The organism is Luteimonas colneyensis (genome assembly GCF_014836665.1).
Lineage (GTDB): Bacteria > Pseudomonadota > Gammaproteobacteria > Xanthomonadales > Xanthomonadaceae > Luteimonas > Luteimonas colneyensis.
In genome coordinates this window covers 538,417-553,545 of the sequence record NZ_JACSQJ010000001.1, presented here as the reverse complement: position 1 = coordinate 553,545, position 15,129 = coordinate 538,417, and the positions used below count along the sequence as shown (strand labels likewise).

General features: G+C 70.7%; 13 protein-coding genes. 5 read left to right on the top strand and 8 right to left on the bottom strand.

Annotation, left to right across the window (positions count from 1 at the left end; translation table 11 throughout):
• Positions 1 to 61: 61 nt before the first annotated feature.
• Together H9645_RS02485 and H9645_RS02480 are read right to left on the bottom strand one after the other, a co-directional pair.
• Positions 62 to 463, bottom strand: coding sequence for a hypothetical protein (locus H9645_RS02485; RefSeq protein WP_191728137.1), 402 nt, complete (start codon positions 461 to 463; stop codon positions 62 to 64).
• Positions 464 to 554: 91 nt separating this feature from the next.
• Positions 555 to 965, bottom strand: coding sequence for an RcnB family protein (locus H9645_RS02480; protein WP_191728136.1), 411 nt, complete (start codon positions 963 to 965; stop codon positions 555 to 557).
• A 301-nt stretch (positions 966 to 1,266) separates the two neighbouring features.
• On the opposite strand from H9645_RS02480, the gene H9645_RS02475 reads away from it, so the two are divergent.
• Entirely contained in the window at positions 1,267 to 2,238 is a 972-nt protein-coding gene (locus H9645_RS02475; RefSeq protein ID WP_191728135.1) for a DUF4344 domain-containing metallopeptidase, read from the top strand.
• A gap of 16 nt (positions 2,239 to 2,254) precedes the next feature.
• On the opposite strand, the gene H9645_RS02470 is transcribed toward H9645_RS02475, so the two are convergent.
• On the bottom strand, positions 2,255 to 3,223 hold the full coding sequence (locus H9645_RS02470) for a TerC family protein (protein WP_191728134.1): 969 nt from the start codon (positions 3,221 to 3,223) through the stop codon (positions 2,255 to 2,257).
• 292 nt (positions 3,224 to 3,515) lie between these two features.
• On the bottom strand, positions 3,516 to 6,332 hold the full coding sequence (locus H9645_RS02465; protein WP_191728133.1) for a hypothetical protein: 2,817 nt from the start codon (positions 6,330 to 6,332) through the stop codon (positions 3,516 to 3,518).
• A gap of 285 nt (positions 6,333 to 6,617) precedes the next feature.
• Between H9645_RS02465 and H9645_RS02460 the strand changes: the two genes are divergently transcribed.
• Positions 6,618 to 8,219 carry a tetratricopeptide repeat protein gene (locus H9645_RS02460; RefSeq protein WP_191728132.1) on the top strand — a complete coding sequence of 534 codons (1,602 nt, stop codon included), beginning with the start codon at positions 6,618 to 6,620 and terminating at the stop codon, positions 8,217 to 8,219.
• 99 nt (positions 8,220 to 8,318) lie between these two features.
• Positions 8,319 to 8,696 carry a PH domain-containing protein gene (locus H9645_RS02455; protein WP_191728131.1) on the top strand — a complete coding sequence of 126 codons (378 nt, stop codon included), beginning with the start codon at positions 8,319 to 8,321 and terminating at the stop codon, positions 8,694 to 8,696.
• Here H9645_RS02455 and H9645_RS02450 read toward each other — a convergent pair.
• The 4 genes from H9645_RS02450 to H9645_RS02435 all read right to left on the bottom strand — a co-directional run bounded on the left by H9645_RS02450 (position 8,693) and on the right by H9645_RS02435 (position 12,802).
• Positions 8,693 to 10,669: a hypothetical protein gene (locus H9645_RS02450; RefSeq protein ID WP_191728130.1), complete on the bottom strand. Its 1,977-nt coding sequence runs from the start codon at positions 10,667 to 10,669 to the stop codon at positions 8,693 to 8,695. The genes H9645_RS02455 and H9645_RS02450 overlap by 4 nt on opposite strands.
• Positions 10,670 to 10,870: 201 nt before the next feature.
• Positions 10,871 to 11,656, bottom strand: coding sequence for an oxygenase MpaB family protein (locus H9645_RS02445; RefSeq protein WP_191728129.1), 786 nt, complete (start codon positions 11,654 to 11,656; stop codon positions 10,871 to 10,873).
• Positions 11,653 to 12,345, bottom strand: a complete 693-nt coding sequence (locus H9645_RS02440) for a Rossmann-fold NAD(P)-binding domain-containing protein (RefSeq protein ID WP_225217915.1) — start codon at positions 12,343 to 12,345, stop codon at positions 11,653 to 11,655. The genes H9645_RS02445 and H9645_RS02440 overlap by 4 nt, the downstream gene beginning before the upstream one ends.
• A gap of 19 nt (positions 12,346 to 12,364) precedes the next feature.
• Positions 12,365 to 12,802, bottom strand: a complete 438-nt coding sequence (locus H9645_RS02435; protein WP_191728128.1) for a VOC family protein — start codon at positions 12,800 to 12,802, stop codon at positions 12,365 to 12,367.
• A gap of 200 nt (positions 12,803 to 13,002) precedes the next feature.
• Here H9645_RS02435 and H9645_RS02430 point away from each other — a divergent pair, with 200 nt between their 5' ends.
• Positions 13,003 to 14,169, top strand: a complete 1,167-nt coding sequence (locus H9645_RS02430) for a GGDEF domain-containing protein (protein ID WP_191728127.1) — start codon at positions 13,003 to 13,005, stop codon at positions 14,167 to 14,169.
• Between the two features lie 67 nt (positions 14,170 to 14,236).
• A complete protein-coding gene (locus H9645_RS02425) occupies positions 14,237 to 15,073 on the top strand; it encodes an alpha/beta fold hydrolase (protein ID WP_191728126.1) in 837 nt (278 codons plus the stop codon).
• The last annotated feature ends 56 nt before the right edge of the window (positions 15,074 to 15,129 follow it).

Below are 15,129 nucleotides of genomic sequence, written 5' to 3'. Positions count from 1 at the left end.
GCGCGCACTTTCCAATGTATTCCGTGCAAGCGGGCGCGTGCACGGCAAGCGTCCTTTCCACTCAGGGCTGGTAGCACGCTCCGCCGGGATCCACCTCGATCTGCACCAGGTCGCCGCCAGCGCCGCCCCAGATGTTGCCATCGGTGAAGATCAGGCAGCCTTCGCCGCGGTACAGCACCTGCATGCGACGCGCGTCATTGCCGTAGTAGAACGGAATCCAGCGCTTGCCGGATTCGTAGCTGTGCTGGCGATCGGGCGCGCGGTCCATGACATCCTGTACTTCGCTCGGCGTCATGCCGATGCGCAGTCGGGCGAATCCGCTGTCCGGCGCCGCCTGGCCGATGACTTCACCGGTGAAACTTCCATCCATCGAAAGTGTTTCCACGCCGCGGGCCGAGTCTTCGCCCCCCTTGTTGCCCGTGCTGGCGCAGGCGGCAAGAAACAGCGTGGCCGCGCCGACCATGGCTCCGTATACCTGGTTCATTCCAATCCCCCCTGTCATGGAAGCCGAAGTGTGCCAGACACCGGGATCGGCCGGGGGCTGCCCCGGCGCCTCACTCCCCCAGGATGCGGGCCACCAGGCCGGAGGCGAGTTCGATCATGTAATAGGTGTCGTCCTGCGGATAGGGGCGCACATAGGTGTAGCCGGCGGGCGGCGCGGCCAGGCCATAGCTCCGGTAGTCCTGCACGTAGTAGCGCGGCTGGCGGTACTCGACCGGGATGTACTGGCCGCGGGCCCATCGGCGGTACGCCTTTTCTTCCTCGCGGACGGCCTTCCTGTAGTCGCGCTCGGCCTTTTCGTAGTCCTTCCGGGCACGGCGTTCGGCCTTCTCGCGATGCTTCCAGTAGTCGCGTTCGGCCTTGCTGGCGTGGTGGCCATGGCGATGGTTGTCCCGCGCTTCGGCCATGCCGGTGGCGGAGACGGCGACGGTGGCGAGCGCGGCGGCGAGCAGGAGGCGTTTCATGGCGGCGACCTCATCGATCGGGATCGGGACCCCATCCTGTCGGACGCCGGGTGAATGCACGGCGGACGCACGGACTGATCCCGATCCGCATGCAGGTCGCGGTCAGGGACGTCAAGGCCGTCGTGACGGCAGTCGGCTTGCCGCCGAGCACACGTCGTAGGCCAGCGCGAGCGTCCACGATGGCGTGTTACAGGCGATGGCGCCGTTGCTCCACGAACAGGGCCCCGGCCATTGCGCATGGCGCTGGTCCGGCATACTGATCGTGGATCGCGGAGGGGTTGCCCTGGTCGGACGGATGGGAATGATCGCCTTGCTGGCGGCGGTGTCGGTGGCCGCCGCCGGCTGCGTGGGCGTGCCTGGCGCGTCGGCCGACGACCCGGCCTCGCGCGCGGCGGTGCAGCACCGGCCCGCGACGCTTCGGCCCGGTGTGGCCTGGCCGCGGACGGTGGTCCGTGCGAAGCAAAGCCCGCCCGGCGCCGCGCCGGAACCCGCGGTCCCGACGTTCGACTACGCCTACGCGCCGCCGGCTTCGCCCGCCCTGCAGCCGATCCACGACCGCGTGCGCGACGCCGACCTGCTGCGTCGCCTGCCGGAACTGCAGGCCCTGGACGGGATGTTCGTGTTGCCGCGACGCCTGCGCTACGTCACCGCCGAGTGCGGCGAGTTCGGCTCCTTCTACCGCCCGGCCGAGGCCGAGGTGGTGCTGTGCTACGAAACCCTGCGCACGCTGTACGAGCGCGGTCGGGCGCAACAGCAGCAGGGCGGCCTGGATGACGCATACGCATTCGCTTACGTCCGCGCCAACATCCGCTTCATCGTGCTGCACGAAACCGGCCACGCGCTGGTGCACCTGCTCGACCTGCCGGTGACCGGCCGCCAGGAGGACGCCGTCGACCAGCTGGCGGCGATCCTGATGCTGCGCTTCGCCGGCCTGGACGAAACTTCCGGCCAGGTGATCGATAACCTGCGCATGGCGGCGGACTGGCTGCTGTCGCGCAGCACCGGCGCCTACAACCTCGACGCCTACGCCGACGAGCATGCGCTGGGCGAGCAGCGCTACTTCAACCTGCAGTGCCTGATCTACGGCACCGACCCGGCGGCGTTCGCCAGCATGGTGGACGCCGGCGACCTGACGCCGTCGCGTGCCCGCGGCTGCGCGCGCGAGACGCGGATGGCGACCAGGGCGTGGCTGCGACTGCTGCTGCCACATCTGGCACCGGGCCTGGAACCCTACGAGCAGGAAGCGGCGCGCTACCTCGAGCAGAGGGGATGAGATCCCCCGGAGCCTGCTAGCGCCCCGGGCCGGCCGGATGCGGCTTCAGCGGGCGCGCCAGGCTGAGCGCGACGGTGCTGGCCAGGATCACCGCGACCGCCGCCAGCGACCACAGCACCGGGATCTTGTACACGTCGACCAGCAGCATCTTCGCGCCGATGAACACCAGCACCACCGCCAGTCCGTAGGGCAGCAGGTGGAAGCGATCGGCCAGGCCGGCCAGCAGGAAGAACATCGCGCGCAGGCCCAGCACCGCGAACACGTTCGAGGTCAGCACGATGAACGGGTCGGTGGTGATGGCGAAGATCGCGGGAATGGAGTCCACCGCGAAGATCACGTCGGTGATCCCGATCATCACCAGCACGATGAACAAGGGGGTGAACTTGCGGCGGCTGCCGCTGCCCAGCCACAGCGCGCTGCCGTGGTAGCGGCGCACGAACGGCACGTGCGCGGTGAGCCAGCGCAGCACCGGGTTCTTCTCGAGGTCGGGCTCCTTGCCGGCGGCGAACCACATCTTCACGCCGGTCAGCAGCAGGAACGCACCGAACACGTAGAGCATCCAGTGGAAGTGCGCCAGCAGCGCGGCGCCGGCGAAGATCAGGATCGCACGCAGCACGATGGCCAGCAGGATGCCGATCACCAGCACGCGCTGGCGCTGCACCTCGGGCACCGCGAAGTAGGTCATCAGCATCAGGAATACGAAGATGTTGTCGACCGCCAGCGCCTTCTCGACCAGGTAGCCGGTGAGGAACTCCAGGCCCACGCGCCGGGCTTCGTCCGGACCGGCGGTCTCGCCGAGGTACCACCACAGCGCGGCATTGAAGGCGAGCGCCAGGCCCACCCAGCCCAGGCTCCACCACGCGGCTTCCTTGAACGTGACCTTGTGCGCGCCGCCGTGGCGCATCAGCACCAGGTCCACCATCAGCGCGATCAACACCAGGCCGGAGAAGCCGGCCCACAACCAGACGTTGCCTATCGTTTCCATCGGGATTCCATGCAAGGGGAGGGGGCGGCCGCGGACGCAGGCGGCTCGGAACCCTTGCTCGGAGATCCGGGGACGCACCTTCGCCGTCGCGGCGAAGGTCTTGCTCACAGCCGGTGGGCTGCCGTGGGACCGGAGCATCGCTGCTCGAACTGACGGCCTGCACGCTGGGAGCTACTCCCCTTCGGCGGCAAGTGTGCGGTGGCCGCTTGTGTCGGTCAACCTTGCGGGCGCGATGCCGGTGCGAGCGGAGGCGCCGCCCCCCGGAGCTCCCGGGAGGCGGCGCGGCCGATGCCTACCTGTCGCGCGGCCGTTTGATGTGCCAGTGGCTGTTGTGCACGGCGTTGTACGTCAGCCGGGCCTGGTCGAAGCCCCAGGCACCCAGCCCGCTGTCGAGCGTGGCGCCCGATGCGGCCAGCGTGCCGTGGACCAGCAGGGTGCGCGCCCAGCCACGCGGCAGCTGGATGCCCTGCGCGGCGTGGGCGTTGCCGATCATGTAGTAGACGTGCTGCGCGTCGGTGTCGGTCAGCACGGCCGCCAGCGTCTGCCGGGTGCTGGACACCCAGGCGGCGATGTTGGCGCGGTCCTGCACCGCCTGGTCGGCGGGCGCGGCCAGCGCCCGGGCCACGGCGTTGCGCAGCAGCTCGTAGTTGTTCCCGCCGCTGTACGCGCCCGGGAACGTGAAGGTGTGGAACAGGTCGATGTCGGTGCCGGCATCGTGGGTCTGGTGGCCGATATCGCGGCCATGCTCGCCGGAGATGTCGTCGATGCGGGTCAGCAGCGCACCGTGCTGGCCGATGTACTCCCACGTCCGGGCCGACAGCCAGTCGTCGTGGCCGTTGTCGCGCCGGCCGTAGCGCCGGGCCGGCTGCCGCCAGGCCTCCTGCATGCGCCACAGCGCCCGCATGATCCGGCTCGAGCCTTCGCCGGAGATCTCCTCGCCCTCGGCGTTCTCCGCATACACGGTGAAGCGGTAGGTGATGTTGTGGGCCGGCGGCGGCACGGTGCCCCGGTCGGAAGGCAGGGCGCGGGTCACGCGGGCGCGCAGCATGCCGGCGGACGGGCGCTGCACGTTGGTGCCCGGGGCCTCGTCGTACAGCGTGGCGAGCACGGTGTCGGTGCTGCCCAGGAGCTCGGCGCGCACGCGGGTGATCGTGGCGCCATCGGGCACGTCGACATCCATCAGGAACCAGCGGTGCAGGGTGTTGGTCTCGCCCTGCAGCGGCTGGCTGAAGGTTTCGTGGTTGCGCGCGTCGGCGAGCTGCTCGGCGCGCACGCCCGACACCACCAGCCGGTCCGCGTCCACGCTGACCTCGGCGTCGACGACCGTCGGCAGGCGGTTGTCGCCCACGTTCATGGCGGTGGCCGCAAGCACGATGTCGGCCGGCCCGGCCGCGGTGAGGGCGGACACGTCGAAGCTGTGTTCGATGTCACCGGTGGTGCCGTCGGCGCGCCAGACCGGCGCATTGGCCAGCTGCGAGTTGACGTTGCGGCTGATGGCGTGGAACTGCTGCCCGGACTGGCGCGCCAGCACGGACAGCGACCACGTGTCGTTGTACACGCTCTGCTGCTGCACGTAGACGGGGTATTCGGCCGACGCCACGCGGTAGCGCAGGTACACGCGGGCGGCGCCCTGGGGCGCGGTGAGCGTGACCGAGCCGTTGACGTTGGCGTTGGCCTGTCCGGCCGATACGCGCAGGGTCCGGGTGGATGCGTTCTGGGGCACGAAGGCCGCGGGCAGGCCCGCCTCACCCGTGGCCGCGCTGGTCCGTTCCGGAACCGGCAGGGTGATCGCGTCCTGCGCCGCCTGCGGGCCGGTGAAGGGCGCGAGCTGGTAGGGCGGCACGCCGGCCTCAACGTCCTCCGCGTGGCGCATCACCATCACCACGCGCGCGGCCTGCCCGGCGAAATAGACCGCTTCGCCGTAGTACTTGCGACCGCCCTGGCTCACGTGCGCGGTCAGCGCGGTGTTGCCGAACGGCACCTGCCCGAAGCCGGCCAGGCCGGTGGCATCGCTGCTGCGCGCCAGGCGCAGGGAGGTGCCCATCAGCGCGTAGTCGATCTGCACCTGGCCAAGCGCCAGCGCGGGATTGGACGGCGGTGCGACCAGCTGCACCTCCAGCCCGTGGCTGGTGATGAAGAACGTGGTGCGCGCGGACAGGGTGAAGCCGAGTGCATCCTCGCCCTCGGCCTTGAGCACGAGCTCGCGGCCGCGGTACCCGGCCAGCGCGACACCGAGCGCGGCGACGTTGGTCGGCTGCAGGTTGCCTTGGGTGTCGACCGTGAACGCGTCGGTCAGCGGCAGCAGGGTGTTGCCGATGTCGTCCTCGATCGCGACTTCGCTGACGTACTCCAGCGGGCGGTGGGCTCCGCCGTTGAAGAGCTGGATGCCGAACGTCGTGAAGTCGTGAGGCAGCAGGCCGTCCTGCATGGCGTCGACCACGGCGGTGGCCGGGAACACCACTTCCTTCGAGTCGTCCAGGACCAGGGCGATGTCCAGGGTTTCACCGGCGGCGACCTCCACGGTCCCGGTCGCGAGCGCCGTCGAGGGAATGACCGCCATCAGCTCGAAGCGGCCCGCGGGCACTTCGAACGACGCGCGCCCCTGGGCATCGGTCACGGCCACCGGCAGGTCGTCGACATAGAGCCGTACGCCGTCGCCGGCGGGCGGGCCACGCTGGTCCGGTGCGGTCTCGTCGAGCAGGTAGGTGCTCACCTCGAGCAGCGCCGTGTTGGCGGGGGCCTCGCTGTTGACGCAGGCCCTGAAGTCCTGGATCGCCTCGGCAGTGATCGCCTTGCTTTCGGGCGTGGCGCCCAGCGTGCCCGGGTGCGACAGGATCAGCAGTGCGCTGTCGATGCGACGGTTGACGTCCTCCAGCGGGCTGCCCTGCCAGAACATGCCCCAGGCCTGGGAGACGTGGGTCCGCACCTTCGATGCGTGGGGTTCGAGGATCTCGCCCAGGATGGTGCCCTGGGCTTCGGTGTACTGCGCATGGCAGCGGTGGTCCGGGTCACCGTCGCGCACGCTGGCGGATGCGATCGGCATCAGCAGCAGGCAGGCGAACAGCGCCCAGACACAATGGACGAACGGGGTGTTCCTGAAGGGGTTCAAGCCTCTCTCCTTGGCATGGTTCGGGGTGACGGGGGCTGGACCCGCGTATGCCATGTGCACCGTCGCGCCCCCTCCGGGGCATGCCCGGAAAGGTGCGCGTCGAGATGGCCGGGCGGCCCCCCGCCGCCGACGCGTCCTGCGTCCCCGCGCCGAGTATATGGCCCGTTCAGGTTCACTCCGCAATGCCGTTGCGTCGCAAGAGTGACGCGCGTCGCCATCACCGCGTTCGCCGACGACGGACCCGCTCGACTATCATTTCCCCGGGGAAAGAACGGGGAACACCGCATGGACGCACGAATCCGCGCAGCGCTTGCCTGCGTCGCGCTCGCGGCCTGCCTGGCCGGACACGCCGCCGAACCATCCGGGCCGCTGCCGCCGATACCGGACCGGCCTGAGGCCGCACAGTTCGGATCCGCACCGACGCCCTGGCGCGAGCACCTGATGGCCGTCCGTGCCGTGCAGGACATCGAGGATCCGCTTGAACGCTGCCTCGCCTGGCCGGACCTGCCGGGCAACCAGTGGCCCGCGGGTCACATCGAGGCGCATTGTCGCTACCACTTCACGCCCGTACCGTCTCCCGCCGACGTGGATGCGCTGCTTGCCGCGGGCCGGGTCGCGGACCTGGAGGCGCAGCTGGCCGCGAGGTTCGAGGGCCACGGGCGGGCGCACCATCCCGACGAATCCGTGCACCGGTTCTTCCACGCCTTCACCTGGAGCGGCGACACCCTGAAGGGACGCGAAGCCGATCGCATCACCCGGCGCTGGCTCGAACTGGCGCCCGACAGTGCCTTCGCGCTGGTGGCGCGCGCGACGATGCTGAAGTCGCGGGGCTGGGAAGCCCGGGGCTCGGCCTGGGCGAAGGACACCACGCCGGCGCAGTTCGACGGCATGCGCCAGCTGTTCGGCGAGGCGGTTCCGCTGTACCGGCGCGCCCTCGAGATCGAGCCCGGACTGACCGATGCGCACATCGGCCTGGTGTCGATCTCCACGAGCACCGTCGGTGGCAGCGAGGCGCGGCTGGTGGACGACGCCAGGCGCGTGGCGCCGGGCTGCGCAGAGGTGGCGCTTGAGTTCATGGAGGCGCTGGAGCCGAAGTGGGGCGGGTCTTACGAGGCGATGCTGGCCTACGCCAAGGTGCTCGAGCCCGAGGTGACCGCGTCGCCGCTGATCGCCAACCAGCTGTCGGCACCCTTTGTGGTAGCGATCGACGCGATGCATCGCAGGGACGAGTTCACCGCCGAGGCCGCGCAGTCGATCGACGGGATCCTCGCGATGTCCTCGAACGAGGCGATGCTCGGTCTGGCGGCGACCGCGAACTTCCGCCGCTCCGATGGCACCGACGTGGAGGACGACAAGGCGGCGGCCCTGCTGTTGCAGGCGCAGCGCTTCAAGCCGCTGACGGCCTTCCAGGGCCGGCGGCTGGGGCAATACCTGGTCCAGCGGGAGCCGGAGTGGGCGCTTCGCGTGCTGGCTGCCGCGCTCGCGCTGGAACCGGATTCCGCCTGGGGCCACTACCACCTCGGCGGCGCCAACTACAACAGCCGGCGTTTCGAAGAGGCCGAGAAGCACTACCTGCTGGCCGCCAGGGATCCGGATCGCGCCGGCCCGGCGCTGGTGGAGCTGGTGGGCATGTGGATGCTGCACGCGGGACTGGCGCCGGACGACGCGGTGCGCAGGGCCGGGCCACACCTGGACGAACTGCTGCGACGCCATCCCGGGCATGCGCGTGCGCAGCTGTTCGCGCTGATGCGTGATTCGCATCTCTATGGCCAGGTCGACAGGTCGCGCCTGGAAGAGTGGCTGCTGATCGCCGACGCCGCGGATCCCGTGCAGAAGGCGATGATCGACAACTTCAGGGCCGCGTTGGAGGCTGACCCCAGGTCTTGAATTGCGCGAGGCAGGGCCTGGCCTCGGCAGTCCGGATCGGCCACGAGAAGACGCGCCAGGCTGCCGGCTGATTGATTGTTGACTAGAGGGAGATGGGCAATGGGACTTCTTGACGGTCTGCTCGGAAACGCTTCGAAAATCGATCCTGCACAGATCCAGCAGGAGTTCGCCAAGGTGCTCGTGCCCGGCGAGCGGGTCGAGCACGCCTACAAACTGATCCGTGATTACTTCGTCTTCACCGACAAGCGCTTCGTGATCGTGGACAAGCAGGGACTGACGGGCAGCAAGGTCGAGTACCACTCGATTCCCTACCGGAGCATCACCCACTTCAGCGTGGAAACCGCCGGATCCTTCGACCTCGACGCTGAACTGAGGATCTGGATCTCGGGCATGCCCGCGCCGGTGCAGAAGCAGTTCAACAAGCAGCTGAGCATCTACGAGGTCCAGGCGGTGCTGGCGTCCTACGTCCTGCGCTAGTCCGCCCGCAGCAGGCCAGCGCTCTGCTCCCCGCCGCGCTTCGAGCCGGCAGGTGGAAGCGTGCGATGTCCTGTGTACGGCCTTGTCGCGCCGTCGGCCTCCACGCCTTCCGGCATCTCCCGGCGCTCGTGGAACTGCGGTCGCGAGTAGACGGCGGGCGGGAGGACGTTGCCGTCGATGTCGGTGCCGCCGGGGGAGTACATCTCCTCGATGCCGTGGATGCGGTCGCCGACGCGCGCGAGCGGGCGGAAGTAGCGCACCACCTCGGGCCGGCATTCGGAGGACGGCGCCAGGCAGGTCGGACGGGAATAACGCGTGGAGTACAGACGGCCCCACGCCGTGGTCCAGCGCTCCACAATGCCGGTATAGCCGGCCTCCCACGTGACGGAGCGGCCCGATGTGTCGCGCAGGATGCGGACCTCGCTCGCCCCGCTGTCGATGGTCGGCGTGGTGATGGCATCGAAGGTAGCGTACCCCCAGGCACCGGGGACGGTGCGGGCGCCATAGGTGTCGGTGACGCCGACGCGGATCATCGGGCTGTACCCGGCCAGGCTGGCATATCCGGTTTCGCGCTCGGCATCGCTGACATGGACGACACCCAGGGCCGTACGGTCACCGCCGTCGAGCACCCAGTAGCGCGTGCGTTCCTCGCCGGCCTGCACGTGCATGGCGCCATCGGTCCCCATCGTCCATGCGAACGGCAGGCGTCCGTGGGCCTGGATCGGCTGGAAGTCGTCGTCGACCTTGTGGCCGAGCTCGAGGATCTCGCCGCTGCCATTGCGCGCGAAGCGGTGCACGGCGTAGCCACAGTCGCCCATGGGGACGCCGTTGTGCTGGCCCGCGGTGCTGCAGAAGATGGGCAGCGCCCGCTCGCCGTGGAAGCGGCGCGCATCGGTCAGCAGGCCGGTGCGGGCCAGGTCGAAGGCCGGCATGAACTGGGTCCAGCGCTCGACGTAGCCCTCAAGGTAGGGGCAGTCGGGGAAGCTGACTTCGCTCTCGCTGGTCACGCGCCAGATCTCCATGCCGTCGCTGGCCCACTGGCGCTGCAGCACGGTGCCGGTGGCCTTCCAGTGCCGCTCGGTCCAGAGCTGGCCTGGGCCCGGGCAGCGGTGATGCGGGTTGACCAGGGCGATCTCCCCGTCGGGCACCATCACCAGGGCATCGCCGTCCGCGTGACCCAGGTACGAGACGCCGAGGCTGCCCGAAGGGGCGTGCATCCTCAGCGCGTCGCCTTCGTGCTCGACCACGAGGGCGGTGGTCGGTGTGGGCCTGCCCACGTCCAGCAGCGGGCCGACCAGTGCGAAGCGCTCGGGCAGGCCGGCAGCGTCCATCTCCGCCGCCGGAATCAGGTCGAGCGCGGCCGACTCGTCGTTGAGCAGCGTGTAGTACGTCGAGGACAGGTACTCCACGAACGCAGGACGATCGCGCAACAGGGCCAGGCCGGTGTCGTGGCTTGGCGGCAGCAGGGTCGGATCGGCGGCCAGGCGGACGAGGACCGTCGCCGAGCTGCCGAGATTGCCTCCGGCCTGGCGCACCGCGTTGCGGAATTCGCCGTCGTTGCGCGCCGGGCGCCCCAGCATGGTCTCGGTGGCATGCTGCAGGGCGGTGCTGAACGCCGAGATGCGCGTGCACTCGCAGTCATCGCGGGTCAGCCGGCCATCGGCACCGGCCATGCGCGCCAGGCTGGCATACGAGCCCAGCGGCGACACGAAGTGGATGCCGGGCTGCACGTACTCCAGCGTGATCATGCCGGAGGTGGAGGCCGGCACATCGATGGCGAAGCCGTCCGCGGTCGCCGCAACCTGCTGCACGAGCTGTCCGTCGACATGCACCCTCAGCATTCCGCTGGCGCCAGGTGCCACGCCGACCACGTCGCCCTGGACCTGGATGACCGGTGTCGCCGCCGGGCGCCTCCGGACCTGGGCCTCGACCTTCGCCGGAGCGGTCAGCGGAGCCGGCGCCCGGGCCTCCATGCGTCCCACTGCTGCACCCACCAGGATGACACCGGCCAATCCCAGCCAAACGATCGCTCTCGCCATGGAGTCCCCCCTGGACATGATGGCGCCCCGGCGCCGAAGGCCATCATACCCGCGGTGCGCGGCCGATCCCGTTGCATCGCAAGCGTGATGCGTGCCGCCATCGCCACCTGTGCGGTCGAGCCGGACGGGTGGGGTCTACTGCTCGACCTGCGCCAGGTAATGCTTCGCCGGCCAGTGCCGCAGCACCCGTGGCGTCATCCAGTAGAGCCTCGGCGCCCATCGCGTGAACCGCTGCCAGCGCCGCTCGTCGCGTGCGCTCCACGGCAGGCCGAACATCGCGCGCAGCCCGGGTGGCAGCAGGCCGCGGGTCACGAAGCGCTGCAGCGGCATGGCCGGACGCAGGTACCAGGGCGCGTGGCCGCCGTCGAGCACGGCGTGCATGTAGCGGCGGACTTCGTCGTCGACCGACAGCTGCGCCACCTGCGCGTCCCACCAGCGGTCGAACGCGGCCGCATCGGGCGGCCAGCGGCCGTCGTCGACCTGGAGGGTGCGGCCGAAGGCCCAGGCCTCGCGGTACAGGGCGTCGCGTCGTTCCTCGGGCACGGACCCCTCGAAGAGGCGGTAGACGTCCAGCGCGCCGCGGTAGAGCGTGGCCGCCACCCAGAGCTGCAGGTCGGGGTCGAACGCGCTGTAGCCCGGGCCCTTGACCGGCACGTGCGCGCGATTGACGTGGCGCGCGATCGCCGCGCGCTGGGCGTCGCTGCCCAGGGTGACGGCGTAGACGTAGGCCATGGTGGCACGCAGGCGTTCGAGCGGCCGCTCCAGGGTGGCGCTGTGCCTGGCCACGCCGCGGCCGACGCCGGGTCGCGCCATCTGCCAGGCGACCGTGGCGCCGGCACCGAAGTAGATGTAGGCCTCGCGATTGATGCTCGCGAGGGTGGGGGGAGCGGGGTCGCGCCGCGGCGACGCGCGTGCGGTCATCGTGGACGGGTGTCGGCGCCAGCCCGGAGGCCGCCACCCCCCAGACGGTTGATCGCGGCGTTCTCCACCACCGCCGGCGGCTGCGCCATCGCCGCCAGCGCCAGCATCGCGCGGCCGACGTGGGCGGTACTGGTCATCAGCGACGGCATCGCGCGCACCCCCAGGCCCATGGCCGGGGCGGCCAGGGCGTAGAACGGGCGCATCCACGCGTGGGGGCTGCGCTCGCCGTGCGCGGGCTGGATGCCGCCGGGGCGCAGCATCACGGTGGTGATGGGCAGCGCCTGCAGGGCGGCTTCGGTCTCGCCCTTGATCCGCAGCGGCATGATGCGGCTGTCGGGGTCCGCCTTCGCACCGGAAACGTAGAGGAAGCGCCCCCTCGGATTACGCGCCGCATACGCGCGCGCCACCTGCAGCGTGAGGTCCAGCGTGACGTGCCGGTAGTGCGGCTCCGGCGTGCCCAGGGGCGGCGCGCCGGCGCAGTAGAAGCAGGCATCCCAGGGCGCGAGCCGGTCGGCCACGGACGCGAGGTGGTCGAAACCGGCCACGACGATGTCGTCCACGCGCGCATCGGCGTGCTCCAGCGCCCGGCGGCCCAGCACGCCCACCCGGGACACGCGGGCGTCGGCCAGGGTCTCCACCAGCACGCCCTGGCCCACGAGTCCCGTACCGCCTGTCATGAGGATGCGCATGGTCGTCAGGCCGGCGCCTTCAGCCGGCAGCCGGCGCCTGACCACCCTCGGCGCGCATCCCGCAGTTCACCATCCACGCCACGCCGAAGCGGTCGATGCACATTCCGAAGCGTTCGGCCCAGAACGTCTTCTCGAGCGGCATGGTCACCTTTCCGCCTTCGGAGATGCCGGAGAACAGGCGCTCTGCCTCCGCCACGTCCTTCGCGTTGATCGACAGCGAGAAGCCGCCGAACGGCGTGGCGTACTCCGGCGGGCAGTCGGCGCCCATCAGCAGGGAGCCGTCGGGGAAGCGCAGCGTCGCGTGCATGATCCTGCCGCCGTCCCCGCCCGGCGCCTGGTCGGCCATCGGCGATTCCGCCCAGGTGTGCGAGAACAGGCATTCGGCGCCGAGCGCGCGCTGGTAGAAGTCGAAGGCGGCCCTGCAGTCGCCGCTGGGGAAATTGAGGTAGGGGTTCATGGTGGGCGGTCCTGGTGGCGACGGCGAAGATGCCGAGTCTAGCCACGTCCGCCGGCGTGAGGTACCGGCGCGCGGGGCGCTTCGGGGCCGGCGCACGGCCCGTGCGCCACGCACTGCTGGCACGCTCGCTTGTTGCGTGGGACTGCGCGTCCTCCACGGAGGGCCTCTCGGGCGGCATCCGTCGCCATCGGTCCTGTGTCATGCACGCCGTCGATATGCCATTCAGCTACGTGATCGGCGGCTTCGGCCCCTGGGCCGCGGCGCTGATGATGCTGGCCGCGGTGCAGAGCGAATACCTGCACCGGGGCGCATTGTCGCGCTGCGCGCTGGGGTTCGCCCTGCTCGGGGCGGGCCTGGTGGCCAACGGTTGGTCGGATCCCGCGGCGCGCTGGCCCATCCTCACCCTGGCGCTCGCGGCGGTCGTGGGCACGGCGGTGATCTATCGCGCGCTGCGCCAGCTCGTGGGCGCACGGCCGACCCGCATGCCCCGGCTGGCCCTGGAGGTCGCCCTGCCGTGCCTGGCCCTACTGCCGGCCTGGACCGCCGGTCCACGCAGCTTCGCGCTGACCTTCCACGTGCTGTGCCTGGCGGTGTCGCTGGGCATCGCCTGGACCGTGCGCCGGGCGCTGGTGGCACCACGCAATACCGCCGAGGCCGCGGTGGCGGTGATCCTGCTGCTGTATGCCGGCACGTGGGTGTACGCGCTGTACGCGATGCTGCGCCACGACGGTCCGGAACACCGGCACCTGCTCTATGTCGAGCCGCCGTTCCTGGCCGGCTATGCCGTGCTCTACGCACTGCTGCCGCTGCTGGTGGGGGTGCTGGTGTTCAACCTGGCCAATGCGCGGCTGCACCACCGCCTGCGCCGGCACGCCAATACCGACGACCTGACGGGCCTGATGACGCGGCGGGCGCTGCTGGAACAGGCCGGGCCCTGGCAGGACGACGTGCTGGAGCGCGGACGCCAGCCGGTGGTGCTGCTGCTGGACGTCGACCACTTCAAGCCGATCAACGACACCCACGGCCACGAGCGCGGCGACGAGGTGCTGCGCGCGGTGTCCGACCGGCTGGCGGGCACGCTGCGGGCCGGCACGCCGCTGGCGCGCTGGGGCGGGGAGGAATTCCTCGTGCTGATGGACGTGGCCAGCCTCGACCAGGCCGCCGCGGCGGCCGAACGCATGCGCGCAGCGGTGGCGGAGCGGCCGTTCGCGTCCGGCGAGTCCCGCCTGAAGGTCACCACCAGCATCGGCGTATCGGCATGGCCGGCCGGGGTCGACCTCGCGCAGGCCGTGGCCAACGCCGATGCCGCCCTGTACAGCGCCAAGCGCGAGGGCAGGGACCAGGCGCGCATGGCCGGCCCGGCCTAGCGGCAGAGGCCGCCGCCACCGCCCGGTCGCGTTGGAACCTCAGTCCGCCAGAAGGAGGCTTCGCGCCATGCCGTCCATCGCCCCGTGCCGCCTGCTGCTCGCCGCGCTCTGCCTGTGGTTGCCTTCGGTCGACGCCGCCACGTCGCAGACGGTCCGCGCCAATGGCGTCGAGATCGCCTACGACGAAACCGGCAGCGGCGCGCCCCTGGTGCTCATCCACGGCTTCGGCGACTGTGCCGCGGCCTGGGAGCCGTTCACCGCGGAGTTCGCGAAGCACTACCGCGTGATCTCGATGGAGCTGCGGGGGCACGGGGCGTCGGGTGGGTTCGACGGGCCGTTCCTGTTCGAAGCGTCCGCGGGCGACCTGCTGGCGCTGCTCGACCACCTCGGCCTGGAGCGCGTGCGTGCGCTGGGCATCAGCGCGGGCGGCATGACCCTGCTGCACGCGGCCGTGCGCGAGCCCGGGCGGATCGAGGCGATGGCCGTCATCGGCGCGGCGCACTACTTCCCCGAGCAGGCGCGCGAGGTGATGCGCGGCGTCCCGGGCAACGTCCCGCCGGACGTGCGCGCGTCCTTCGACGAATGCGCCAGCCGCGGCCCGGCGCAGGCCGCCGGCCTGCTGCAGCGCTTCCATGAGCTCAAGGACAACCACGAGGACATCGAACTCCTGCCGGCGGAGCTGGGCACGATCGCGGCGCGCACGCTGGTCGTGCACGGCGACCGCGACGTGTTCTTCCCGGTGGACATCCCGGTCGCGATGTACGGCGCGATCCCCGGTGCGCAGCTGTGGATCGTGCCGGGCGGCGACCACGTGCCGATCTATGGCCCGCACCGGGCGCACTTCGTCGAGACCGTGCTGCGGTTCCTGGCGGAGCCACCCGAGGGCCCCGGCGCGCCGCCGTGAAGCGGCCGCGCTCCGCTGCACGCGGACGGAGGGCCGTGCCGACCAGGTGACGTGCG